Source organism: Brevundimonas vesicularis (assembly GCF_900445985.1).
GTDB lineage: Bacteria > Pseudomonadota > Alphaproteobacteria > Caulobacterales > Caulobacteraceae > Brevundimonas > Brevundimonas vesicularis_D.
Genome location: NZ_UAQP01000014.1, coordinates 755,426 through 779,644 on the forward strand (window position 1 = coordinate 755,426; position 24,219 = coordinate 779,644).

The following is a 24,219-nucleotide window of genomic DNA, read 5'->3' on the forward strand; positions in this document are numbered from 1 at the left end:
ATGTTCAAATTCATCATCGAACTCTCGGTCAAATTCCGATGGTTCGTGGTTCTCGCCACGGCGCTTGTCGCGGCCTACGGACTCCTCGAGCTGACACGGCTTCCCATCGACGCCGTGCCGGATATCACCAATCGCCAGGTCCAGGTGACCACGGTCGCTCCGGCGCTCGCGCCTGAACAGATCGAACGACAGGTCACCTACCCGATTGAAACCGCCATGGCCGGCATTCCCGGCCTGACCACGACCCGATCCCTCAGCCGAAACGGCTTCAGCCAGGTCACGGTCATCTTTACCGACCAGACCGACATCTATTTCGCGCGCCAGCAGGTCGCCGAACGGCTCGCGGGCGCCCGGGAGGCCATGCCTGACGGGGTGGAGCCGACCATGGCCCCGATCACCACGGGCCTCGGTGAAGTGCTGATGTGGACGATCGACTACAAGCCATTCAACAGTCAGAACCTCGCCAAGCCTGGCGAGCCGGGCTGGCAGGCGGGCGGAGCCTATCTGACGCCCGAAGGCGATCTGCTTTCGACCCCGCAGCAGCGCGCCACCTATCTGCGCACCGTGCAGGACTGGATCGTCGCGCCGCAAATGCGGACCGCCCCCGGTCTCGCCGGCGTCGACACCGTCGGCGGCTATGTGAAGGAGTATGCGGTCCGTCCGGACGCGGCGCGCCTTTCCGCCTACGGCCTGGGCATGGGCGACCTTATCCAGGCCCTCGATCGCGCCAACACTCAGGCCGGCGCAGGCTATATCCAGCGCGCTGGCGAAGCTCTGACGGTCCGCACCGACGCCTTGGCCTCCACCGTGGAAGATCTGGCTCAGGCGCCGGTCGTCAACCGGAACGGCCTGATCGTGCGGGTCGCCGATGTCGCCACGGTCGAGATCGGCCAGGCTCCGCGCCTGGGCGGCGCCAGCCGTGACGGCCACGAGGCCGTGCTCGGAACGGCGCTGATGATCGCGGGCGGCAACAGCCGCACCGTGGCCCAGGCGGCCGGGGAGCGACTCGATGAGGTTCGCAAGACTCTGCCCGCAGGGATCGAGGCGGTGACGGTCCTTGACCGTAGCGCCCTGGTCAACTCGACCATCTCGACCGTGGCCCGCAACCTCACCGAGGGCGCCCTTCTGGTCATCGTCGTGCTGTTCCTGCTGCTCGGAAACATTCGTGCGGCCAGCATCACGGCCTTGATGATCCCGATCAGCTTCCTGTTCGCCGTCATCGGCATGAATAGGTTTGGCATCAGTGGAAACCTGATGAGCTTGGGCGCGCTGGACTTCGGCCTTCTGGTCGATGGGGCGGTCATCGTCGTTGAAAGCACCTTGTTGATGCTGTCGCAGCGGCGGATCGATCTGGGACGGGCTCTGACCCGTCGGGAACGCCTTGATGTCGCCGTGGCCGCAGCTCGCAAGATGGTCAAGCCAGCCGCCTTCGGTCAGCTGATTATCCTGCTCGTCTTCACCCCCTTGCTGATGCTCGAGGGCGTCGAGGGCAAGACGTTCGTCCCCATGGGCGCAACGGTCATGCTGGCGCTCGTCGGCGCCTTCATCTTCTCCTTCACCTTCGTTCCGGCCATGACGGCCCTGCTGGTGCGGGACCCCAAGAAGGTCGAGACCGACGAACACGGCCAAGCCCACGAACATGAGACCTTCCTGCTCCGCCACGCGCGGCGTTGGATCCAGCCGGCCATCCGCGCCGCCGTCGATCGTCCTAAGATCGTGCTGATCTCGGCACTCGGCGCGGTTGTTGTCGGTGGTCTGGCCTTCTCGTCCCTGGGACGGGAGTTCATCCCCACTCTGGACGAGGGCGACATCGCCATGCAGGCGCTGCGTGTTCCCTCGGCGTCGCTGGAACAGTCCCTCGCCATGCAGATGGCGTTGGAACGGGTCATCACCGCCCAGCCGGAAGTCGAGACCATGTTCTCCAGGACCGGCACCGCCGAGGCTGCCGTCGACCCGATGCCGCCCAACATTTCGGACAGCGTCATCGTTCTGAAGGACCGCAAGGACTGGCCGGATTCAGGTCTCGAGAAGGAAGCCTTGCTCGAGCGGTTCGAAGAGCTCGCCAACCAACAGATCGGGAATAATTTCGAGTTCAGCCAACCCATCGAGCTCCGCTTCAACGAACTCATTTCCGGGGTCCGGACCGACCTCGCGGTCATGGTCTACGGCGATGACTTCGACACCATGCAGCGGGTCGCTGATGAGGTGGCCGGCGTACTGCGGCAGACCACCGGCTCCGCCGACGTTCGCGTCGAACAAGCGTCGGGCTTGCCGACGCTCACGGTCAGCGTCGATCGGTTCGCGGCGGCCAGCTACGGCCTGTCCGCAGCCGACGTTTCTGAAGCGGTCTCGGCCGCCATCGGCGGCGCGGAGGCCGGCCGGATTTTCGAGGGCGACCGTCGCTTCGACGTCGTCGTCCGTCTTCCGGACGATGCGCGCAACGATCCGGCGGCGCTCGCGGCCCTGCCGATCGTCTCTTCGACAGGCGTAACCGTGCCGCTGTCTTCGGTAGCCCGTATCCAAAGCGCCGAGGGGCCGAACCAGATCAGCCGCAACGACGGTAGCCGACGGATGGTGGTCCAGGCCAACGTTCGCGGCCGGGATCTGGGCGGCTTCGTCACCGACGCACAAACCAAGGTGGACCAAATCCAGCTCCCGCCGGGCGTCCGCCTGACCTGGGGCGGTCAGTTCGAGAACCTCAAACGGGCCGAACAACGGCTGGGCCTGGTTATTCCGATCGTCTTCGTCCTGATCGGTGTGCTGCTGTTTATGGCTCTGGGGTCGTTCTCCGAGGCTGGGCTGGTCTTCGCCTGCGTGCCCTTGGCCTTGATCGGCGGCGCCTTGGCGCTTCTCATGCGAGGGATGCCGTTCTCGGTGTCTGCGGCCGTTGGCTTCATCGCCGTCTCGGGTGTGGCGACCCTGAACGGACTTGTTTTGATGCAGGCCATTCGCGAGCGATTGCAGGCGGGGCTCGCGCCCCGGGACGCGGCGATCGAAGGGGCGTCCAGCCGATTGCGTGCGGTGTTGACGACAGCCTTGGTCGCCATTGTCGGCTTCATCCCGATGGCGCTCGCCCACGGCGCGGGGGCCGAGGTTCAGAAGCCTCTGGCGACGGTCGTCATCGGCGGCCTTCTGACCGCGACGGCCCTGACCCTGCTGGTCCTGCCGACCTTCGCGGCCAAGGCGGTGCGTCATCGCAAGGACGAGGGGGTTGAGGATTGATTGCTCGCACTCAGGATGACCGTCAGCAGCGACGCACGTTGCTGACGGTTCTCGCGCTCAACGCGGGCCTGGCATTAGCGCTCGGGATCGGCGGCTTGTCCGCCGATTCCAGCGCTCTGCTGGCCAATGCAGTGGACAACGCCTCGGACGCTGCTGTCTATCTGATCAGCTTTCTCGCGATCGGTCGGCCTGGTTCGTGGAAGCGGGGGGCGGCGCGCCTCTCGGGCGTCATGCTCCTTATCTTCGGCGCTGGCGTCCTTCTGGACGCGGGTCGTCGATTCCTCATCGGGACCGAACCGATCGGCCCGACCATGATGGGACTCTCGGTCGTCGCAGCGATCATCAACCTGATCTGCCTGCAGTTGATCCGCCGTCAGCACAGCGGCGACGTCAACATGAAGGCTGCCGAGACGTTCAGCTTTAACGACTTCGCCTCCAACGGGGGAATCCTCGTCGCCGGGGCCCTGGTGCTCTGGCTCGGCCAGGCGTGGCCGGACCTCGTCGTCGGCGTCCTCGTGGCCGCCATCGCGTTGAAGGGCGGCGTGGATATCCTGCGCGATGCGGCTAAGGATCGTCCGGCTGAGGGGGAGGGGCAATGATGCCGCTCGAGCCCTCCGACAGCGTCTCCAAGCCCGCAAGCCCCGCTTTGTCCGGCTCCTCGCCCCCTGATGACGCCTGTCGATCAGCGGTCGATATCCAATCCGTTCAACGATGGCGCAAGGCGGGCATTCTCGTCGGGGGCCTGCTTCTTGTCGTCTGCGCGGCGCTCGTCACATCCTGGCCCTTGCTCGAACATCCTGTCGAGCATCTGGGCCTGATCGCCATCATGGTTTGCATCATCGGTCGGGCTTGGTGTTCCCTTTACATCGGTGGCCGCAAGAAACAGGAGATCATATCCGCAGGACCGTATTCGGTCAGCCGCAATCCGCTGTACGTCTTCAGCTTCATCGGCGCGTTTGGCATCGGCGCCCAGTCCGGCAGCCTTAGCGTCGGTTTGGTCTTCGGATTAGCCTGCTGGGTGGTGTTTCGCATCGTGGTCGGCCGCGAAGAACGCTTCCTCTCCGACGCCTTTGGACACGACTACCAAGCTTACCGTGAGCGCACCCCTCGGTTCCTGCCCAAGCTCTCCCTATGGCGCGACGAGGCGGAAATCATGATCCGGCCGGTATTCTTCGTCCGCACGGTGCGCGACGGCTTCGTCTTTCTCCTAGCGCTTCCGCTTTTCGAAGCGATTGAGCAGCTCCAGCGGCTCGGGGGCTTTAATGCCGTCGTGCCCGTGCCCTGAGGTCGGGAGAACCGGGATGACCACCTGCGAGCGGATCGCGCTGGAACCCGCTGGCCCGGCGCGCCTTCGCCCGTGTCGCTATCCCGCCCCCTCGATCGCGGCGGTCGCCGCAAGCAGCCGCGATTCCCAACCCGCAACGGGACCCTATTTATGACCAGCACAACACTGCCGGACCATCTCCACACCAAGTCCGAGGAGCACGATCACGGTGGCGTTCTAGGCTCCAATACGGAGCTGATCTTCGCCCTGACAAGTGGCCTTGCTCTGGGCCTTGGATTCGCCCTCGAGAAACTCGCAACGGGCCTTCCCGCTTGGATTCCCCTCGCCCTCTTCCTGATCGCCTACATCTTCGGCGGCTTTTTTACGGTGCGAGAAGCGTTCGAGAACCTCCGCCAGAAGCGCTTCGAGATCGATACCTTGATGCTCGTCGCAGCCGCAGGTGCGGCGGCGCTCGGGGCCTGGGCCGAAGGCGCTCTCCTGCTGTTTCTGTTCAGCATCGGCCACGCGCTCGAACACTACGCCATGGGCCGCGCCAAACGCGCGATCGAGGCCCTGGCCGAGCTTGCCCCCCGGACAGCCCATGTGCGACGCGACGGGCAGGTCGTCGAATTGCCTGTCGAAGATTTGGTCGTCGGCGACACCGTGGTGGTGCGTCCAAACGAACGACTGCCCGCTGATGGCTTTGTCGTGGTCGGCACCACAAGCATCAACCAAGCCCCCGTGACCGGCGAAAGCATGCCTGTCGACAAGCAGCCCGTCGCGGATCCCGAGGCGGCGCGGGCGAGACCGGCCCAGGTCGGATCGCCGTCTCTCGTCTTCGCGGGCACCATCAATGGCTCAGGCGCCATCGAGATTGAGACGACCCGCACATCGAGCGACACCACCCTGGCCAAGGTGGTTCGGATGGTGAGTGAGGCCGAGACGCAGAAGTCGCCGACCCAGCGCTTCACGGACAGGTTCGAACGCATCTTCGTGCCTGTGGTGCTGGCGCTCGCCTTTGTCCTGCTGTTCGCCTGGGTCGTCGTCGATGAGCCGTTCCGCGACAGCTTCTATCGCGCCATGGCCGTGCTGGTCGCCGCGAGTCCTTGCGCGCTCGCCATCGCCACCCCGAGCGCCGTCCTCTCGGGCGTCGCCCGTGCGGCGCGCGCCGGTGTCCTGATCAAGGGCGGCGCGCCGTTGGAGAACCTCGGCTCGCTCAACGCCATCGCCTTCGACAAGACCGGCACCCTGACCGAGGGACGGCCGCGGATCACCGACGTCATGACGGTGCGCGGGACGAAGGAGGGCGATCTTCTGGCGGTCGCTGTGGCGGTCGAACGGCTCAGCGACCACCCGTTGGCGGAGGCCATCGCGCGCGACGGTGGCGCACGCTTGCGCGATACGATCATCCCGGCCGCGATCGACCTCAAGAGCCTGACGGGCAAGGGCGTGACCGCCCAGCTGCACGGCGAGACGATCTGGATAGGGAAGCCGGAGATGTTCGGCGTCGACGGCGTAGCGCCGCTCGGCGACGAAACAACCTCTGTCGTCGCTCAGTTGCGACTGCAGGGGCGAACCCTGATGGTGGTGCGACGCGGCACGCGCGATCTCGGTGTCATTGGGCTTCTTGATACGCCTCGCCCAGCAGCGCGGCCGACGCTGACCGCTCTTCGCGCCCTCGGCATCGGGCGAATGATCATGATCTCGGGCGATCACCAGAAGGCCGCACAGGCGATCGCCGGACAGGTCGGCCTGACAGAGGCTTGGGGCGACCTCATGCCCGAGGACAAGGTCGACGCCATCAAACGCCTTCGCGCTGACGGCAAGATTGCCATGGTCGGCGACGGGGTGAACGACGCCCCGGCCATGGCCACGGCGACCGTCGGTATCGCGATGGGCGCGGCTGGCTCCGATGTTGCGCTTGAGACCGCCGACGTCGCCTTGATGTCCGACGACCTGTCGCAGCTGCCCTTCACCGTCGGTCTCAGCCGACAGACGCGGCGCATCATTCTCCAGAATCTCTACGTCAGTCTCGGAATCGTCGCCTTCCTTGTGCCGGCGACGATCCTCGGCCTTGGCATCGGCCCTGCCGTGGCGCTCCACGAGGGGTCGACCCTGCTGGTGGTGTTCAACGCTCTGCGCCTGCTCGGCTACCGCGACCGAACGGCGCCCATCCTTCCCAGTGCAATCCCGGCCGCCCCCGTGGCCCCGCCGGCTCTCTCGAGGACATCGTCATGAAGCGTTTCGGATGGATTTCCGTCATCGCCGTCTTTCTCGCCCTGTCGGTCTTCGCCTTCGGGATGATCTCGCGGCAAACCCGCGAGGTCCCTGCGGCGCCGTCGGCGGCTGACTCTCGCCCGAGCGACACCGAGGCAAGCCACGCTGGCGAGACCACGGACAGCCCATCGACTCGCGCCTATCGCGAGGCCAGCGCGAAGATGCACCAGGCCATGAGCATCAACTACACGGGCGACGCCGACATCGACTTCCTGCGCGGAATGATCGCCCACCACGAGGGTGCGCTCGCAATGGCCAAGGTCGCCGTCGAGCATGGCGAAGCCCGCGACGTGCGTAATCTGGCCGATGAGATCATTGCGGCCCAGGAATCCGAAATTGTCCGGATGAGAATCCTTCTTGCGCGCCATGAGGACACGCCCGCGCCCAACGCAAGGCCCTGACGCATGGCCGGCAAACGCTTCACCGTGCGCGGCCGGAGCATTCGTTGGCGGGAAGGCCGCTATCGCCAACGAGGTAGGCGGCGGCTCCAGGCGCGCCCGCTGAAGCCACGGCCCGTGCTCGATACGCTCGTCGCCATCGGGGTCAGCCTGTTCGCAGGAGGCCTGGTCTTCTGCATGGCCCTTCTGCTGCTGGGCGCACACAAGGTGCCGCTGCATTTTGGTTACGGGGCCATTCTGGGCGGCGTGATCGGCTGCTCGTTTGTGTTTGGACCCCGCGATAGGCCCGGACTGATGGTCGTCGGAGGCTTGGTCGTCGTTTGGGTTTTGGGAACGGCCGTCCTCTACGCTTCGCGAGACCAGATCGTCCTGCGTCCACATGAGCACCGCAGCGCCGCCGCCAAGTCTGCGCCACGGAAGGCTGACTGAATGCCCGAAGCCGCGCTGACCGAGCCATCGCCTCGCCCCGTCCGGATCGCGCGCGGCGGCTGGCTGGACGCGCTGCGTTTTATCGTAGGGGCGCTGATCATCCTCTACCATTTCCGCGAGGCCGCGCCTGTGCCTCTCGGACAATTGCATCCAGTCTTCGAGCGCGGCTATCTGCTCACCGACTTCTTCATCATCGACTCCGGCTATGTCCTGGCCCGCATCTACGGTGATCGCCTCGCGTCCGGACAGGCCTCGCTGCGCGCCTATGCGCGCCAGCGCCTGCTGCGGGTCATTCCGGCCCACCTGGCGGTCAGCCTCGTCCTGGTGCTGCTCGTCGGCGGCGCCGCCCTGGCCGGGATCGCGCCCAGCAATCCGCGCTGGTTCGACTGGTCGCAACTGCCCGCGCAGGTGCTACTGGTCCAGGCCTATGGCGTGCCGGGCGGGCAGGGGTGGAACGCCCCGACCTGGACCCTCTCGGCCCTGATCGGCTGCTATCTCCTGCTGCCCTGGATCTGCCGCGCCCTGTGGCGCTGGCCGCCGGTCGCAATGGTGATCGGCGCGACGCTCCTCGTCGTCGCCGCCGATATCGCCGCCTCGCTGTGGCTCGGCGATCCGATCTACCGCCTGCCGATGCGCTACGGCATCCTGCGCGCCCTGCCGCTCTTCCTGCTCGGAGTCGCGGCGGCCTTCTACGGTTCGCGGGTCTGTGTCGCGCCGCACCGGGCCAGGGCGATCGGCCTCGCCGCCGCCTTCGCGCTCGTGGGGCTGCAGGCCTTCGGCGCCTTCAGCCTGGTGTCGCTCGGCCTGATGACCGTGATCATCTGGGCCGCCGGCGCCGTGCCGGTGCGCAGTCCTTCACGGCTGATCGAGCATCTGGCCCTAATGTCGTTCTCGATGTTCCTCACGAATGAGGTGAGCCGCATCGTCTGGTTCGGCCTGCTCGACGCCCTTGGACAGGAGGCGTGGTCGTCCGGCGTTCGCTGGGTCCTGTGGGCGATCGGCTTGGTCGGGGCGTTCGTGGCCGCCGCCGTGTTTCGCTACGGCTTCGACCGACCGGTCCAGACCTGGCTTAGTCCGTCCCGACGGGGGGGGGCGACCCGAATGTCGGCCGCCGCCACCGAACGGGCCATGGAACTGGCCGCGGGCCCCGGCGTCGCCGCGGCCGGGCGCCCGGGCCAGGCCGTCATCGACCCGCCGCGGGCTTGATCAGGGGCGCGGCTCAATGCTTGCGGGCCCGGACCCCGCGGCCGCCTCCGGCTCCGTCTGGAGGACCGGATCCCGGGCGGCGCCGGGGCGCGGCGGGCGGCAAGCCGAACACAGACCCTGGCCTTCGAGCGTGATCCGTTCGATCTCGTAGCCCGCCGCTGTCGCGGCCGCGTTCAGCGCAGCCAGGTCGGGCGCGGGAACCTCGCGACAGGAGCCGCAGCAGTCGCACAGCAGGTAAAGGGCCGGCGCGCCGGGCCGCTCGGGATCGCAGGCCACGTAGGATTTGAGGGTGGAAAGACGATGAACCAGTCCTCGGGTCTCGAGGAACTGCAGCGCCCGATAGACCGTCGCAGGCTTCGCGACGCGGGCCTCCCGGTGATACGTCGCCACGAGATCATAGGCCTTGGCCGGAGAGCCCGCGATAAGCAGGAGCTCCAGCACCCTGCGCCGGGGGCGCGTCAGCCTGTCCCCAGCGGCGGCCACGCGGGCGGCGGCTGCGCCCAAAGCGCGTTCCACCTGTGCCGCCGTCGGCGGCGCGGTCTCCCGGTCGTGCGGACAAGGCGAGGTCATCAACGGGCTGGGCCCGGCCTCCAGGTTCAGCGGACGGCGCCCTCCACTCCAACCGAACGGCGCGCTCATTTTTTAGCTTGCATCTACAGTCGCTGGAGGAGGTAGCCTTGCCCTATAGAGATCACAAGGAACAGACATGACGGCGCAAACTCTCGAAAGCCGATACCGGGTCACCGGGATGGATTGCGCCAGCTGCGGCCGCAAGATCGACACGGCGATCCGCAGGCTGCCGGGCGTCGAGGACGTCTCGGTGGCGGTGCAGACCGGCGTGCTCAAGATCCGGCATGGCGGAGACCTCGCCGACGAGGCGGTCCTGCAGCAACTGCGCAACCTCGGCTACAGCGGAGAAGCGGCCGCGCCGACGTCCGGAGCCGTCGCTGCGCCGGCCGGCCCGCCTCCGGCGGCCGCCGGGGCCGGGGGCGCCCCGTGGTGGTGGACCGGGAAGGCGCGCCTCACCGCGCTCTGCGGCCTGGCGCTGCTGTCCGCCTATGGACTGGGCACGCTGTTCCCCTCCCTCGAACGATACGCCTTCCTCGCCGCCCTGGCCGTGGGGTTGATTCCGATCGCGTCGCGCGCCTTTTCGGCGGCGCGCCACGGCACGCCCTTCTCCATCGAAATGCTGATGACCATCGCCGCCGTCGGCGCCGTCTTCATCGGGGCCGCGGAAGAGGCCGCCGCCGTCGTCCTGCTGTTCCTCGTCGGCGAAATGCTGGAAGGGGTGGCGGCCGGACGCGCGCGCAAGAGCATCCAGGGGCTCGCCGCCCTCGTGCCCAAGACCGCCTTCGTCGAGGTGGACGGCGTGACCACGGAAGTCGCCGCCGAGACCGTGGCGGTGGGCGCGGTCATCCTGGTCCGGCCCGGAGACCGCGTTCCCGCGGATGGCGAGATCATCGAGGGCGCGGGAGACCTCGACGAGGCCCCGGTGACGGGCGAGAGCGTGCCCAAACGCAAGGTCGTGGGCGATCCTGTGTTCGCCGGCACGATCAACGGCGGCAGCGTCCTGCGGGTGCGCGTGACGGCCTCGGCCTCGGACAACACCATCGCCCGGGTGGTGCGTCTCGTCGAGGAGGCGCAGGAATCGAAATCTCCGACCGAACGGTTCATCGACCGCTTCTCGAAAATCTACACGCCGGGCGTGCTCGTGTTCGCCGCCCTCGTCGCGGTCACGCCGCCGCTGCTGTTCGGCGGAACGTGGAGCGAATGGATCTACAAGGGCCTCGCCGTGCTGCTGATCGGCTGCCCCTGCGCCCTGGTCATATCCACGCCGGCCGCCATCGCCGCCGGCCTGTCGGCGGGCGCCCGGCGCGGCCTGCTAATGAAGGGCGGGGCCGTGCTGGAAACGCTCGGCAAGATCACCGCGATCGCCTTCGACAAGACGGGGACCTTGACCGCCGGCAAGCCCGTCGTCACCGACGTCGTCGCCGGGACGCGGGACGCCTCCGCCCTGCTGACCCTGGCGGCCGCGCTGGAGACGGGATCAAGCCATCCGCTGGCCCTCGCCATCCTGGCCCGAGCCGAGGCGGATGAGATCACGGCGCCGCCGGCGTCGGCCACCCAGGCCATTGCGGGGGAGGGCGTCGAAGGCGAGGTCGGCGGCGAACGCATATTCCTCGGCTCGCCGCAGGCCGCGGCCCGGCGCGCGCCGATCTCGCCAGCCCAGGACGCAGCCATCGCCGCCCTCAACGCCGAGGGCAAGACGGTGTCCGTCCTTGTCGCCGCAGGCGGGGTGGCCGGGTTCCTCGCCATGCGTGACGAGGCGCGGCCCGATGCGGTCCAGGGTCTGGCCGACCTGAAGGCGCGGGGCATCCGCACCGTCATGCTGACGGGCGACAATCGCCGCACGGCGGAGGCGGTCGCCGCCGGGCTGGGCATCGAGCCCCGGGCCGAACTGCTGCCGCAGGACAAGCTGGTGATCGTCAAGGCGCTCCAGGCCGAAGGTCTGGTGGTCGCCAAGGTCGGGGACGGCATCAACGACGCCCCGGCCCTGGCCCAGGCGGATGTCGGCATCGCCATGGGCGGCGGCACCGACGTGGCCCTGGAGACCGCGGACGCCGCCGTCCTGCGCGGCCGGGTCAGGGACATTCCCGACATGATCGCCCTGTCCCGCGGGGTGATGGGCAATATCCGGCAAAACATAACCATCGCCTTGGGATTGAAGGCCGTCTTCCTGGTCACCACCGTGATCGGAGTGACGGGCCTGTGGCCCGCCATCCTCGCCGACACCGGAGCCACGGTCCTGGTCACGGCCAACGCCATGCGCCTGCTGCGCTGGACGCCGCGTCGACAGGCCTGACGGGAGAGAGCCGGGCTCGAAGGGCCGCGCCGGGAGGGATCCGGGTCAGCCCCTGGCCAGCGAAGGTCAGGGATTATCCGGCGCCGCGCAACCCTGCCTCCGCTCGCGGATTGCATCCCGACACGGCAAGCGACGCCGGAGCGGAGCGCAGGGTGTCATGGGCGAACAGACTGGCGATCAACCGGATGTCGATGGCGAGCGCCCCGACACCGCGAGGACCCGCGGCGAGACTGATCCGGACGCTCCCGCGACGCCGCCGAAGCTCCATATGACGGGCAGGGGTCTCAGCCCGGCCGAGTATCGCGCCCAGCACGGCGGTCACCCGCATCAGGCTGACTTTTCGCGAGGCGCCGATGGCGGCGACGACCCGGCGGAAGCGGCTGGGGCGGGCCAACCCGACAGGCCGTGAACCGGTCGCCTGACGCCCTCCGGCCGCGGGTCGGCGGTCAGGTGCCGTTGTGTCGGCCGAACACGCGGGTCGAGCCGTCGTTGAGGATCAGCACCGTCGTATAGGGTTCGCGGCCGGCGGCCTCCATGCCCGGCGAGCCCGCCGGCATGCCGGGCGCGCTCAAGGCCCTGGCGGCGGGGCGTTCGCTGAGCAGCCGATCGACATCGCCGGCGGGGACGTGGCCTTCGATGGCGTAGGCGCCGACCACCGCCGTGTGACACGAGGCCAGCCGGTCCGGAACGCCGTGCTGCGCCCGGATCGGAGCCAGATCCTCGCGCTCGACGACCTCGACGGTCCAGCCGGCCTGGCGCATGTGCGCGATCCAGCCGCCGCAGCAGCCGCACCAGGGCGTCTTGTAGGCGGTCATCCGCTTCGGCGGCGCGGCGAGGGCCGGGCCGGCGAAGGCGAGGGCCGGCAGCGCCGTCAGAAGGGCGCGTCGGGAGGGGGAGGGCGAAGAGGCGGGCATGACGGCATCCTGGCGAGCGAGGCGACGATCCTAGCCGGATCGCCGGGCGTTGACGACGCTGACGATGTCGCGGGCCGCCGTCAGGCCTGGCGCCCCCAGGACGCGAGCAGACCGCCCTGGCCCGAAAACCGGCGGGGCGTCGTGCGGGGCGAACTATGGGACATTGCGCTTCAGGTCGTCCAGCCAGACCCGGGCGCTCGCGTCCGAGGGCGCCCGCCAGTCGCCGCGCGGCGAAAGGTTGCCGCCCGAAATCACCTTGGGGCCGTTCGGCATGGCGGAGCGCTTGAACTGGCTGAGGGCGAAAAACCGGGTGACAAACACCTCCAGCCATTGCTTGATCGTCGGCAGATCATAGGCGGCGCGCGAGGCGGCCGGGAAGTGGGCCGGCCACGCCCCCGCCTCGAGATCCCGCCAAGCGTGCCAGGCCAGGAAGGCGACCTTGGAGGGACGCAGGCCGTAGCGCGTCAGGTAGAACAGGTTGAAATCCTGCAGTTCGTAGGGCCCGATCCTGGACTGCGTGCTCTGAAGCGCGTCCGCGGCGGCCTGCGGCACCAGCTCGGGCGAGATCTCCGTGCCCAGCACGCCAAGCAAGGTCGCCGAGGCCGCCTCGTCCAACTGCCCGGTGGCCGCGACCCAGCGGATCAGGTGCTGGATGAGGGTCTTGGGGACCGAGCCGTTGACGTTGTAGTGGCTCATGTGATCGCCGACGCCGTAGGTCTGCCAGCCCAGCGCCGACTCGGACAGGTTGCCTGTGCCGAGCACCAGGCCCTCGCGCTGGTTGGCGAGCCGGAACAGGAAGTCGCTCCTCAGCCCGGCCTGGACGTTTTCGAAGGTGACGTCGTAGACCGGTTCGCCGCGGGCGAACGGGTGGCCGATCGCCTCCAGCATCGTCCGCGCCGCGGGCCGGATGTCGATCTCTTCGCCCGTCACCCCGAGGCTTCGCATCAGGGCCCAGGCGTTGCGCTTGGTGCCCTCGCTGGTGGCGAAGCCGGGCATGGTGAAGCCCAGGATGTCCGTGCGCGGACGGCCCAGGGCGTCGAAGGCCTTCGCCGCGACCATCAGGGCGTGGGTGGAGTCGAGGCCGCCGGAGACGCCGACCACGACGCGCCTGACGCCCGCCGCGTCGAGGCGCTTGGCGAGGCCCTGCACCTGGATGTTGAAGGCTTCATAGCAATCCTGGTCCAGCCGGGCCGGATCGTCCGGCACGAACGGAAACCGGTCGTGCGGCCGCAGCAGCCCGATATCGACGTGCTCCGCCGCATGCTCGAAGGCGATCCGCCGGAAAGCGTGCTCGGGGTGGCCGGCGGCGGCGGCGGCGTTGTTGAAGGTGGGCGTCCGCAGCCGCTCGAGGCGCATGCGTTCGACGTCCACGTCCGCCACGGCCATCTGGGCGACGTCCGGGAAGCGGCGGGTCGCGGCCAGCAGACGGCCGAGCTCGTGGATGGTCGCCTGCCCGTCCCAGGCCAGGTCGGTGGTGCTCTCGCCGGGCCCGGCCGCGGCGTAGAGGTAGGCGGCCTGGCATCGCATCGACTGCGAGGCGCAGAGCAGCGCGCGCTCGTCGGCCTTGCCGACCACGATGTTGGACGCCGACAGGTTGCAGAGCAGGGTGGCTCCCGCCAGCGCCGCCAGGGTCGAGGGCGGGGTGGCGGCCCAGAAGTCCTCGCAGAGCTCCATGTGGAAGACGAAGTCCGGGACGTCGCTGGCCTCGATGATCAGGTCGGTCCCGAACGGCGCCCTCTGCCCGGCGACGGCGATGTCCAGGCCGCGCACGCCGGCGCCGGGGGCGAACCAGCGGTTCTCGTAATACTCCCGATAGTTCGGAAGGAAGCTCTTGGGCACGACCCCCAGGACGCGGCCCCGGGCGAGGGCGACGGCGCAATTGTAGAGCCGTCCGTTGCGGACGAGGGGCGCTCCCACCACCAGCACCGGCTGCAGGTCCCGGCTCGCCTGCACGAGCTCGGCGAGCGCGGCGTTCACCGCCTGAAGGAGGGCGTCCTGGAGCAGGAGGTCGTCGATCGCATAGGCGGACAGGCCCAGCTCCGGAAACAGCATGAGGTCGGCGCCGCGGGCGTGTCCCTCCCGCGCCAGTTTCAGGGTCTCGAGGAGGTTGGCCGCCGGATCGGCCACGGCGATGCGCGGCGTGCAAACCGCCACACGCACGAACCCCTGCGCCCGGTTGGAATAGAGTTCATGCGCTCGGCCTCCTTTGGCGTCGACCGGTACAGGAGCGGCCCGGCGCCCGGCAAGTTGCGCCCTCCGTCGCGCGCCGCGGCCGCCCGAGCTCGGGCCCGCCGTCATCGCGGGCAGGCGGAGCTCGCTGTCGAGGGCGTCGCGGCGCCCCCGACGGCGGCCTACGGCCGCACGGCCGCGTAGAGGGAGATCGACCCGGTCGGGGTGGGAATCCGCCGCGTCTCGCTCACGGCCTCGAAGCCGGCTTCGCGCATGAGGTCCGGGAGCACGCCGAGCGCATTGGGCTCGGTGTGCTCGAAGCCGTCCAGCATCTGAACCTGCCGGAAGAGCAGGCGCATCAAGGGATTCGCCTGGCGGCCGGCGTCGGCCATATGCAGCCGGCCGCCGGGTCGAAGCGCGCCCAGGCAGGCGGCGAGGATCGCCCGCTTCACGGGCATCGGGCATTGATGCAGCACCAGGCTCGAGACCACCTTGTCCGCGGCCGCGCCCGGCAGGATCGCGGTCAGCGCGTCCCCGTAGCCGGCTCGCCATTCCACGTGGACCCCGGCCCGGCGAGCCTTGTCGCGCGCGATCTCCAGCACCGCCTTGTCGGGATCGACGCCGATGAGGCGCGATCCCGGCGACGCCGTCTTGAGCTGGATCGCGAAGGTCCCGGTGCCGCAGCCGACGTCGAGGATTGTCTCGCCAGGCTGCGGATCGGCTTCCGACAGCAGGGCGCACCGCCAGCGACGCTCCCGGGTCATGACGGCCAGCACCCTGTCGTAGGCGCCGGTGAGCTCGTGGCGACCGAGCGCGGGGACGAAGTCTCTGTCCTGGTTCATGGCGACGAGCATCGCCTGGATTCGGGCTCGCCGCTTGAACGAAGCGGCTGCTCAGCCGGAGGGGACCAGGCGCCGCGGCTGCACCCCGAACATCGCCTTCATCGTCCGCGCGAGGTGCGCGCCGTCGGAGAAGCCGGCCTCATGGGCGGCGGTGGTCACGTCGACCCCGCCCGCCAGCAGTGTCGCCGCAAGCTGCAGCCGCCGCCAGAGGACGAACCGCTTGAACGACAAGCCTTGCGCTTCGGCGAAGACGTGACGGAACCGGTCGGCCGACAAACCCGCGCGGCCCGCAGCCGCATCGAGCCGCACGGGGCCTTCCGAGAGCGCGGCGTCGATGAACGTCAGGACGCCGGCCATCCAGGACACCGCGGGCGCGGCCGGCTCGCCTCCGGCTCCGCCCGCCTGGTCCGACCAGAACCGCCGACGGCCCTCGGCCGCCAGCACGTGGGCGCTGGACGCGCGGACGAGCACGGCCCGAAGCGCCGCGCGCGCCTCCACGCCCAGACTTCCCGGCTCGAAAAACAGGATCTCGGCCTGCGCCGCGGCGCCGAGCCGATGGCCCACGAGCGGATCGACGAGAAACGCCGTGGCGCGAAGGACGCGGCCGCCCGCAGTCTCGACGGCGATCGGCCGGTCGGCGAACACCGCCTGCGCCGCGAGGTGCCGGTGAAGCGCGTTGTCGCCGACCGCGCCGCGCCACCGCGCCCAGCCCGGGCCGATCTGCAGACCCCCGCGCCAGGCGCCGTCAGGGCTCACCGGCGCGCCACAGGCGGGAAACGACGCCGGATGGGGTCAGTCACGGTCCCGGCCCCCGGATCGGCCGCGGCGATCTCGCTCGTCGCGGCGGTCGGATCGCGCGGGCTCGTCGGCGTCGTCCTCGAGGCGCTCTTCCCGCGCCCCGGACGCCACGCCGGCGGGACCGATTCGCCAGCTCACGACGGCGACCACCAGGAGCACCAGCAGCAGGGCGGCGGCCACCGAGCCCCGGCGGGACCGCCCAAGAAGATCCGACGCGGGCGCCCGTCGTTGAGGAGTCAGATCGATGGACCTCAGCAGGCACGACAGGCGTGCCTCGCCCGACCTTGAGGGCATTCCGTTCATGTCGCTCATGTCACCCACCTCCTTCAAGATCGAACTCGGGTACTCCAAGGCGAGTTCCAACGCTGCGGTCCCTCAGTCCACGGTTCGGCTTGTTCGCACGACATCCCCGCGCCGAGCGCCGCCTCGAAGCCCATTCGGGTTCGGACCGAAACAACTCGGACAGTCGGCACTGTCCATCTTCACGCCGCTTTGAAGCCGTCTGCTGAACCCATAAAGGCTCGACGCGGCGGAGAAGCCAAAGGTTCCCCGCCGCGTCGTCAACCCGGACGCCGCCGCCCCGTGCGACGACAGTCCGGCAGCAGGGGATTACTGCGGCCGAATCGCCTTCACTTCGCCCGCGCTGCCTGTAACGACCAGATCAAACTCGACCCGGTCGCCGACCTTCGCCTGGTCAATCAGGGCGGGTGACGCCGCGAAGCCCATGGTCATCGCGGGCCATTCCAGACTGGCGATCGGCTCGTGCTCGATCGTGATCTTGCCGCCCTCCGCGTCGATGGCCGAAATCACCCCGCGCGCGGTCGCGGACTCCTCTCCGGCCGCCGACGACATGGCGTCCATCTCCGCCGGCGCCGCGGGGGCAACGGCGGAACCGGTGGCGGCTGGGGTTTCCGTCTCCGTCGCCGGCTGCTGACTGCAGGCCGCCAGGGCAATGACCGCCCCGGCTGACAGGCTCAGGCCGAGGGCGAGCCTGGCCGACTTCACGAACAGGTTTTTCATAGGGTAGCTCCTTGGGTGGGGGTTTGGGTGGGACGTGATTTCCGGCGTCTCAGGAGGAGATAGCCGGCTGGGATGACGAGCATCGACAGGAGGGGCGCGGTGATCATGCCGCCAATGACTGGCGCCGCGATCCGGGTCATGATCTCCGACCCCGCGCCGTGGCCGATCAGGATCGGGAACAGACCGCCCAAGATCACGGCGACCGTCATCGCCTTGGGCCGGACCCGCAGAAGGGCGCCCTCGCGAACGGCCTCCTCGACCTGCTCCCGGTCGGGATCAGGTCCTCGATCCTTCAGCGCATGTTTGAGATAGATCAGCATCACGACGCCGAACTCCGCCGACAGGCCAGCGAGGGCGATGAAGCCAACCCCGGTCGCGACCGACTGATCGAAGCCCATCAGATAGAGCAACCAGAAGCCGCCGGTCAGGGCGAATGGCAGGGTGCCCATGATGAGGAGGGCTTCGTCGAAGCGCCCGAAGGTCAGATAGAGCAGGATGAAGATGATCACGAGCGTGGCCGGAACCACGATCTTTAGCCGCTCGGCCGCCCGTTCCAGATATTCGAACTGGCCGGAGTAGGCGATGCTGACGCCCGGCGCGAGATCCACCTCGCTGGCGACCGCCTGACGCAGATCGGCGACGACAGACGCGAGGTCGCGCCCCCGAGTGTCGACATAGACCCAGGTGGTCAGCCTGCCGTTCTCGGACTTGAGCATCGGCGGGCCGTCCGCGATCTGGATATTGGTGACCGTGCCAAGGGTGATCTGCTGGCCCGACGGCGTCAGCATCGGCAGGGCGCGCAGTTGCTCCAGACTGTCGCGCAATTCTCTCGGGTAACGGACGCTGATCGGATAGCGGGCGAGCCCCTCCACCGTCTGTCCGATCGTCTCGCCGCCCACGGCGCCCGATACGATCGATTGGACATCGGCGATGTTCAGGCCGTAGCGGGCCGCCGCGCGCCGGTCGATGTCGATGTCGACATAACGCCCGCCGGTCAGGCGTTCGGCCAAGGCGGAGGTCACGCCCGGTACGGTCCTGGCGACATCGGCCACCTGGGCCGCGATACGGTCCATCGCGGCCAGGTCAGAGCCGGACACCTTGACGCCGACGGGGCTCTTGATGCCCGTCGCCAGCATGTCGATGCGATTTCGGATGGGAGGGACCCAGACGTTGGACAGTCCGGGGACCTGAACCGCGCGATCGAGTTCTTCGATCAGTTTTTCCGGGGTCATGCCCGGCCGCCATTCATCGCGCGGCTTGAACTGGATGGTGGTCTCGAACATCTCCAGCGGAGCCGGATCCGTGGCGGTTTCCGCCCGGCCCGCCTTGCCGAACACGGTCGCCACTTCGGGCACGGTGCGGATCATCCGGTCCGTCTGTTGCAGCAGTTCCGCGGCCTTGGCCGGGGAGAGACCCGGCTGGGCCGAAGGCATATACAGCAGGTCGCCCTCGTCCATCGCCGGCATGAATTCGCCGCCGAGCTGGCTAAGAGGCCAGGCGGTGGTGGCGAAGATCAGCAAGGCTGCCACCAAGGTCTTTCTGGGATGATGCAGCACCCAGTCCAATGGCCCGCGATAGATGCGCGTGAGCCAGCGATTGATCGGATTGCTCTGTTCGGCCGGGATCCGTCCGCGGATCAGATAGCCCATCAGAACCGGCACGAGAGTGATGGACAGGATCGCCGCCGCCGCCATCGCATAGCTCTTGGTAAAGGCTAGGGGCGCGAACAGCCGGCCCTCCTGGGCCTGCAGGCTGAACACCGGGATGAACGACAGGGTGATGATCAGCAGGCTCAGGAACAGCGCGGGGCCGACCTCCACGGCCGCCTCGGTGATGACCTTCCAGCGATCTTCGCCCGCCAGCTTTTCATCCGGGTGATCGTGTTCCCATCGTTCGATGTGTTTGTGGGCGTTCTCGATCATGACCACCGCCGCATCCACCATGGCGCCGATGGCGATGGCGATGCCGCCCAGCGACATGATGTTGGCGTTCACGCCCTGAAGATTCATGATCAGGAAGGCCGCCAGGACGCCCAGCGGCAGGGTCAGGATGGCGACCAGCGCCGACCGGGCGTGCCAGAGGAACAGGCCGCAGACCAGGGCGACGACTATGAACTCCTCGATCAGCTTGCCGCTCAGATTGTCGATCGCCCGGTCGATGAGCTGCGAGCGATCGTAGGTCGTCACCACTTCGACTCCCGGGGGCAGTCCGGCTTTGAGCGTCTCGAGTTTCTCGGTCACGGCCGCGATCGTGGCGCGGGCGTTTGCGCCGGATCGAAGGATGACGACGCCGCCCGCGACCTCGCCTTCGCCGTTGAGCTCGGCTATGCCGCGTCTCATCTCCGGGCCGATCTGGATGGTCGCGACATCCCCGAGGCTGATCGGCACGCCTCCAGCCGCCGTGCGGAGCGGCACGGCCCGGAAGTCGTCGAGCTCGGTCAGATAGCCGTTGGCGCGGATCATGTATTCGGCTTCGGCGAGCTGGAGCACCGAGCCGCCCGTCTCGCCGTTGGCGCGCTGGAGAGCGTCCACCACCGCCTGATGGGTGACGCCGTAGGACGCGAGCCTGACGGGGTCGAGCACCACCTGGTATTGCCGCACCATGCCGCCCAGGCTGGCGACCTCGGCGACCCCCGGCACGGTCTTCAGCTCGTAGCGGAGGAACCAATCCTGCAGGCTTCGCAATTGCGCCAGATCGTTGCGGCCTGTGCGATCGACCAGGGCGTATTCATAGACCCAGCCTACGCCGGTGGCGTCCGGACCAAGTGCCGGTTGGGCGGTCGCGGGAAGCCGCGCCTGCACCTGGCTGAGGTATTCGAGGACCCGGGAACGCGCCCAGTAGAGGTCCGTCCCATCTTCGAACAGCACATAGACGAAGCTGTCGCCGAAGAAGGAATAGCCTCGAACCGTTCGCGCGCCGGGTACGGACAGCATGGTGGTCGCCAGAGGATAGGTGACCTGGTTCTCGACGATCTGGGGCGCCTGCCCCGGGTAGCTGGTGCGAATGATGACCTGCACGTCCGACAGGTCCGGCAAGGCGTCGACCGGCGTGCTGCGAACCGCGAACAGGCCGGCGGCGAGCAGGGCGACGGCGGCCATAAGGACGAGGAAGCGCCCCTTGACCGAGGCGCGAATGACCGCGGCGATCATTGGCTCGACCTCCCGCGCGAGGCGGGCGCGGCCATGGATGCGCCCGTTGGGGCGGCGGTGGCGGGCCGGGACGTCGGGCCGATCGGCCGCGCCGTTACGCCTGACAGGCTGGCTTCGGAATCGATCAGGAACTGCCCCGACGCGACGATCCGTTCGCCTTCCCTGAGACCGGCGAGGATCTCGGTTTGCCCCCCGGCTTCTCGCCCGACACGGACCTCGGCCGGTTGATACCGGCCTTCCGGCCGGGCGAGCATGACAATGTCCCGTTCACCCGTTCGGATCACCGCCTCGGTCGGCACGAGCAACGCCGTCGTCGAACCGCCGCCGAAGGTGATCCGGCCGAACATGCCGGGGCGCAAACGGCCCCCGCGATTGGCCATTTCGATCCGTCCCGTGACCGTGCGGCTGTCGCCGACGAGTTCCGGCAACAGGGCGGTCAGACGACCCGTGAACCGCTCTCCCGGGAACGCGGTCAAAGCCACCTCGACGGACTGTCCGACCCTTAGCCGGCTCCCCAGCGCCTCCGGGATGGCGGCATTGACCCAGACGGTGGCCAGGCCGTTGATCTCGGCCAAGGTCATGCCTTGGGTCACGCTCATGCCGGCGCGCACGCCCAGGGTCTTGATCACGCCGCCAGTGGGCGTTGAGATCGTGATCGTGTTTCGCGCCCGCCCGCTGCGCTCCACCGAGGCGATCAGGCTCTCGGACATGCCCATCAGCACCAGTCGCTGCCGCGCCGCCTGGATCAGGGGCGTGTTGCCGGTGCGCCGTACGGCCAGATATTCCGTCTGGGCGCCGCCCCAGGTCGGGATGAGCAAATCGACCAGAGGCGCGCCCGCAGCGATGACATCGCCCGGCGCGCGGTTGTAGACTCGCTGCACGAAGCCGTCGGCCCGCGACTGGACCACGGCGATGTCGCGTTCATTGTAATCGACCACCGCCGTGGCGCTCAGATCGCCCTCAAGGTCGCCACGGCGAGCCGTGGCATACCGGACCCCCAAATTCTGGGCCAGCGCCGGATCGATTCGAACGCCGGGGGTGGCGGTCGTTCCCCCCTCATCGGCATATTTGGGGATGGTCTCCATGTTCATGGACGACTTCCCCGGCCCCGGGTAGCGTTCGTTTGGAACCATGGGATCGTACCAATAGAGGATCTCGCGCTCCCCTCCCCCCTCGGCGGTCTCACCGCCGGCCCCATCCAGCCGCGGAGCGACGACGATGCCGGCCCCGACGCCGACCCCGACCAAAAGAAGCGCGCCCATGGCGATGCCCAGGCGTTTGTTGCGAAGGGCGTTCATCGGTCGTCGTTCCCATAGGTGAGAGTGATCTCGACCACTTGACGCATCACGGCGGCCTCGCGATCGAGCGTGTCGAGCCGGGCGTTGGCCACGGCGGTGAAGGCTTCGAGAACTTCAACGATGCCCGCCCGACCCGCCGCATAGCTCGCGGTTTCGAGATCGGAACGCTGAAGGACACTGGGCAGAACGACGTCGCGCGACCGGACCCATTGATCGTGAGCGGTCGCGTATTCGGCCAGGGCGCTTCGCAGCGACGCGGTCAACACGCGCTCAGCGTCCTCACGCTCGGCGGTGACCCGCAGCGCATCAGCGGCGCGCGCGGCGATGACGGGATCCTGCCTCTGCCCCGGAAAGATCGGCAGCCGCACGCTCGCTCCGACGGAGAACAGATCGCCGAACCGCTCATCGCGGCGGGCGTAGCTGGCTTGGAACGACCAGTCCGGGCGACGTCCGGCGCGGGCCAGGTCGACCTCGGCTTCGGCGCGGCGCGCGGCGGCTCCATAGGCCCGCACGGTCGGCAGCTGGGCGATGCCGTTCCGCAAGGCGGTCAGGTCGAGATCGTCCTGCGGCGGCGGGCCAACCGTCTCGGGATCGGCGTCGCCCGTCCACCGGGCGAGTTCGGCTCGCGCCTTCTCGATGTCGGCGGCGAGACTGCTGCGGCGATCGTCAAGATCGGCTTTGAGCTGAACGGGCCCGAGAGCGTTGGCGGGCCGATAGGCGCCGGACGCGACTCCGGCCGGGGCGGCGTCCCACAGGGGTTGCAACGTCGCCAGCAGCTCTTCCAACGCCGCAAAGCGGCGTTCGGCATAGAACAGGTCGATCCACGCAAGGCCCACGGCGACCCGGACCTCTCGTCGCGCGACGGACTCCTCAGCGCCGGCGACGCCGATCGCCGCCTCGGCGATGTCTCGCTCGGCGCGACGACGCGCGCGGCTGGGCACCTCCTGCTCGACGCCGATCCTGAGCATGGTGAAGTCTTCATCGAATTGCCCCGCGAACGGCCCGGTCACCGGATATCCGTCGAGACCGACGGAGAGCCGGGGGTCCGGCAGAAGCCCCGCTGCCGGAACGGCCGCACGAGCGGCGTCGACACCCAATGCGCTGGCGCGCAGACTGGGTGCGCTGAACGCCGCGCGGGCCAGGGCCTCGTCGAACGTCTGGGGGTCAGCCTGGGCCGGCGCGGTCCAGACGCTCAGGAGCAGAACGGAAGCGGGAAGGATCGCCCAGCTTGCGGTTAGCTCACGGCACCGGGTGGGCGCCGAAGCCTCGGCTCGCCGCGTCGTGACGCGCGGCAGGCGGACACGGGGCGGCTGACAAGCAGACGCGCGTGTCGCCGTCCTCAAACGAATGGTCATGAAATTCCTCGAAACCATCGGACCCGCCGTGAGGGCAGGACACCGGCGAAGGGCTCAGATCGATCGGTTACCGCGGCGTAACGTCGCGCACGGCCTACCGTTCAGCGAAAGCGTTCTAAGCCAGCCGTTTCGGCGGATTCTTCAGTGGAAGCGGGCCTGCGCCCTCTCGCACGACATCGACGGCTGCGAACCGGAGTCCCCGCGGAGCCGAAGGCCGTTGAACGGTCGGCGCCGGCGGCATGGGCGCCGCGACGGCGGCGCAGCCCATCTTGGCGATGCAGTCGGGCGTCATCTCGTCGCAAGGGCTAGTAGCGCCGCCGGAAGGCCCGTCCGCCATCACCATCATCTCGGCGCAATCCATGTCCGCCATGCCGCCCGTCGCTTCGAATACCTGGAACGGCGTGGCGTGCGCGGACGACTGGCCGACGAAGCCGGCCACCGCCAGGGCGAACAGAAGGGTGCGGACGAGGTTCCACATGCGCGTTCATCCCACGCCCGTCGGCCGGCCGTGTCAAGCGACCGACGGGCTGGCGTCGGGCGCGCGCAACGCAATGCTCCGGATCAGCGCGCGCCCGCCCGCAGTTCGAACGAGGGATTCAACCCCGGCGCCCGTATAACTCATTGAACCCCTCTGGTTTCGGAGCCTCCCTATGACCACTCGCAAAATCCTTTCCGTCGTCGGCGCCGTCGGCGCCCTGCTGTTGGGGGCGACGCAGGCTGCCGCCCACGCGCGCGTCGTCGCCTCCAACCCGGCGGCGAGCGCGAGCATCGCCTCGCCGCGTTCGCTGACGGTCACCTTCAGCGAACGCGTCGTTCCCGCTTTCTCGGGCCTCGAGGTCGTGAACGCCGCCGGTGCCAAATTCCCGGTCGCGACCACCGTCTCCGATGACGGCATGACCGTTTCGGGACGGACGGCGCGACCGCTCGCGGCCGGCGCCTACAGCCTCAACTGGCATGCCGCCTCCGCCGACGGCCACCGTATGACCGGCGCCATCGCCTTCACGGTACGCTGACC

20 protein-coding genes and 1 pseudogene are annotated in these 24,219 nt (G+C 68.6%); 9 read left to right on the forward strand and 12 right to left on the reverse strand.

Going from position 1 to position 24,219, the window contains the following annotated elements; genetic code table 11:
- The 7 genes from DT343_RS12750 (at position 1) to DT343_RS12780 (ending at position 8,796) form a co-directional block, all read left to right on the forward strand.
- Positions 1-3,222, forward strand: coding sequence for an efflux RND transporter permease subunit (locus DT343_RS12750; RefSeq protein ID WP_112863180.1), 3,222 nt, complete (start codon positions 1-3; stop codon positions 3,220-3,222).
- Positions 3,223-3,260: 38 nt separating this feature from the next.
- The gene (locus DT343_RS12755; RefSeq protein WP_008261511.1) at positions 3,261-3,821 is read left to right on the forward strand and encodes a cation transporter; all 561 of its coding nucleotides are present in this window, start codon (positions 3,261-3,263) and stop codon (positions 3,819-3,821) included.
- Positions 3,818-4,507 (forward strand): methyltransferase family protein, encoded by a 690-nt coding sequence (locus DT343_RS12760; RefSeq protein ID WP_008264189.1) that lies wholly within the window; start codon positions 3,818-3,820, stop codon positions 4,505-4,507. Before DT343_RS12755 ends, DT343_RS12760 begins: the two co-directional genes overlap by 4 nt.
- Positions 4,508-4,657: 150 nt before the next feature.
- Positions 4,658-6,724: a heavy metal translocating P-type ATPase gene (locus tag DT343_RS12765; RefSeq protein WP_088582519.1), complete on the forward strand. Its 2,067-nt coding sequence runs from the start codon at positions 4,658-4,660 to the stop codon at positions 6,722-6,724.
- Positions 6,721-7,164 carry a CopM family metallochaperone gene (gene copM / locus DT343_RS12770; protein WP_088582518.1) on the forward strand — a complete coding sequence of 148 codons (444 nt, stop codon included), beginning with the start codon at positions 6,721-6,723 and terminating at the stop codon, positions 7,162-7,164. The genes DT343_RS12765 and copM overlap by 4 nt, the downstream gene beginning before the upstream one ends.
- 3 nt (positions 7,165-7,167) lie before the next feature.
- A complete protein-coding gene (locus DT343_RS12775; protein ID WP_112863181.1) occupies positions 7,168-7,590 on the forward strand; it encodes a hypothetical protein in 423 nt (140 codons plus the stop codon).
- Positions 7,591-8,796 (forward strand): acyltransferase family protein, encoded by a 1,206-nt coding sequence (locus tag DT343_RS12780; protein WP_105625181.1) that lies wholly within the window; start codon positions 7,591-7,593, stop codon positions 8,794-8,796.
- On the opposite strand, the gene DT343_RS12785 is transcribed toward DT343_RS12780, so the two are convergent.
- Positions 8,797-9,435: a Fur family transcriptional regulator gene (locus tag DT343_RS12785; RefSeq protein ID WP_258522573.1), complete on the reverse strand. Its 639-nt coding sequence runs from the start codon at positions 9,433-9,435 to the stop codon at positions 8,797-8,799.
- 67 nt (positions 9,436-9,502) lie between these two features.
- Between DT343_RS12785 and DT343_RS12790 the strand changes: the two genes are divergently transcribed.
- Entirely contained in the window at positions 9,503-11,659 is a 2,157-nt protein-coding gene (locus tag DT343_RS12790) for a heavy metal translocating P-type ATPase (RefSeq protein WP_112863182.1), read from the forward strand.
- Between the two features lie 73 nt (positions 11,660-11,732).
- Here DT343_RS12790 and DT343_RS12795 read toward each other — a convergent pair whose 3' ends face one another.
- The 11 genes and pseudogenes from DT343_RS12795 to DT343_RS12845 all read right to left on the reverse strand — a co-directional run bounded on the left by DT343_RS12795 (position 11,733) and on the right by DT343_RS12845 (position 23,682).
- Positions 11,733-12,053: a hypothetical protein gene (locus DT343_RS12795; RefSeq protein ID WP_035307574.1), complete on the reverse strand. Its 321-nt coding sequence runs from the start codon at positions 12,051-12,053 to the stop codon at positions 11,733-11,735.
- 52 nt (positions 12,054-12,105) lie between these two features.
- Positions 12,106-12,573, reverse strand: coding sequence for a DUF411 domain-containing protein (locus DT343_RS12800; protein ID WP_035307575.1), 468 nt, complete (start codon positions 12,571-12,573; stop codon positions 12,106-12,108).
- 153 nt (positions 12,574-12,726) lie between these two features.
- Positions 12,727-14,757 (reverse strand): annotated as a pseudogene (locus DT343_RS12805) (NAD(+) synthase); the annotation flags it as partial.
- Positions 14,758-14,924: 167 nt separating this feature from the next.
- Complete coding sequence (locus DT343_RS12810) at positions 14,925-15,596, reverse strand: class I SAM-dependent methyltransferase (protein ID WP_230307678.1); 672 nt, start codon at positions 15,594-15,596, stop codon at positions 14,925-14,927.
- A gap of 39 nt (positions 15,597-15,635) precedes the next feature.
- Complete coding sequence (locus tag DT343_RS12815; RefSeq protein WP_052004914.1) at positions 15,636-16,340, reverse strand: helix-turn-helix transcriptional regulator; 705 nt, start codon at positions 16,338-16,340, stop codon at positions 15,636-15,638.
- A 36-nt stretch (positions 16,341-16,376) separates the two neighbouring features.
- Positions 16,377-16,694: a hypothetical protein gene (locus tag DT343_RS12820; protein ID WP_135194148.1), complete on the reverse strand. Its 318-nt coding sequence runs from the start codon at positions 16,692-16,694 to the stop codon at positions 16,377-16,379.
- A gap of 297 nt (positions 16,695-16,991) precedes the next feature.
- Positions 16,992-17,402 (reverse strand): copper-binding protein, encoded by a 411-nt coding sequence (locus DT343_RS12825; RefSeq protein ID WP_035307582.1) that lies wholly within the window; start codon positions 17,400-17,402, stop codon positions 16,992-16,994.
- Positions 17,399-20,551, reverse strand: coding sequence for an efflux RND transporter permease subunit (locus tag DT343_RS12830; RefSeq protein WP_112863184.1), 3,153 nt, complete (start codon positions 20,549-20,551; stop codon positions 17,399-17,401). Before DT343_RS12830 ends, DT343_RS12825 begins: the two co-directional genes overlap by 4 nt.
- Positions 20,548-21,849 carry an efflux RND transporter periplasmic adaptor subunit gene (locus DT343_RS12835; protein WP_112863185.1) on the reverse strand — a complete coding sequence of 434 codons (1,302 nt, stop codon included), beginning with the start codon at positions 21,847-21,849 and terminating at the stop codon, positions 20,548-20,550. Before DT343_RS12835 ends, DT343_RS12830 begins: the two co-directional genes overlap by 4 nt.
- Positions 21,846-23,204 carry a TolC family protein gene (locus DT343_RS12840; RefSeq protein ID WP_112863186.1) on the reverse strand — a complete coding sequence of 453 codons (1,359 nt, stop codon included), beginning with the start codon at positions 23,202-23,204 and terminating at the stop codon, positions 21,846-21,848. The genes DT343_RS12835 and DT343_RS12840 overlap by 4 nt, the downstream gene beginning before the upstream one ends.
- 115 nt (positions 23,205-23,319) lie before the next feature.
- Positions 23,320-23,682, reverse strand: coding sequence for a hypothetical protein (locus tag DT343_RS12845; protein ID WP_088582514.1), 363 nt, complete (start codon positions 23,680-23,682; stop codon positions 23,320-23,322).
- 172 nt (positions 23,683-23,854) lie between these two features.
- On the opposite strand from DT343_RS12845, the gene copC reads away from it, so the two are divergent.
- Positions 23,855-24,217 carry a copper homeostasis periplasmic binding protein CopC gene (gene copC, locus DT343_RS12850; protein WP_088582513.1) on the forward strand — a complete coding sequence of 121 codons (363 nt, stop codon included), beginning with the start codon at positions 23,855-23,857 and terminating at the stop codon, positions 24,215-24,217.
- The last annotated feature ends 2 nt before the right edge of the window (positions 24,218-24,219 follow it).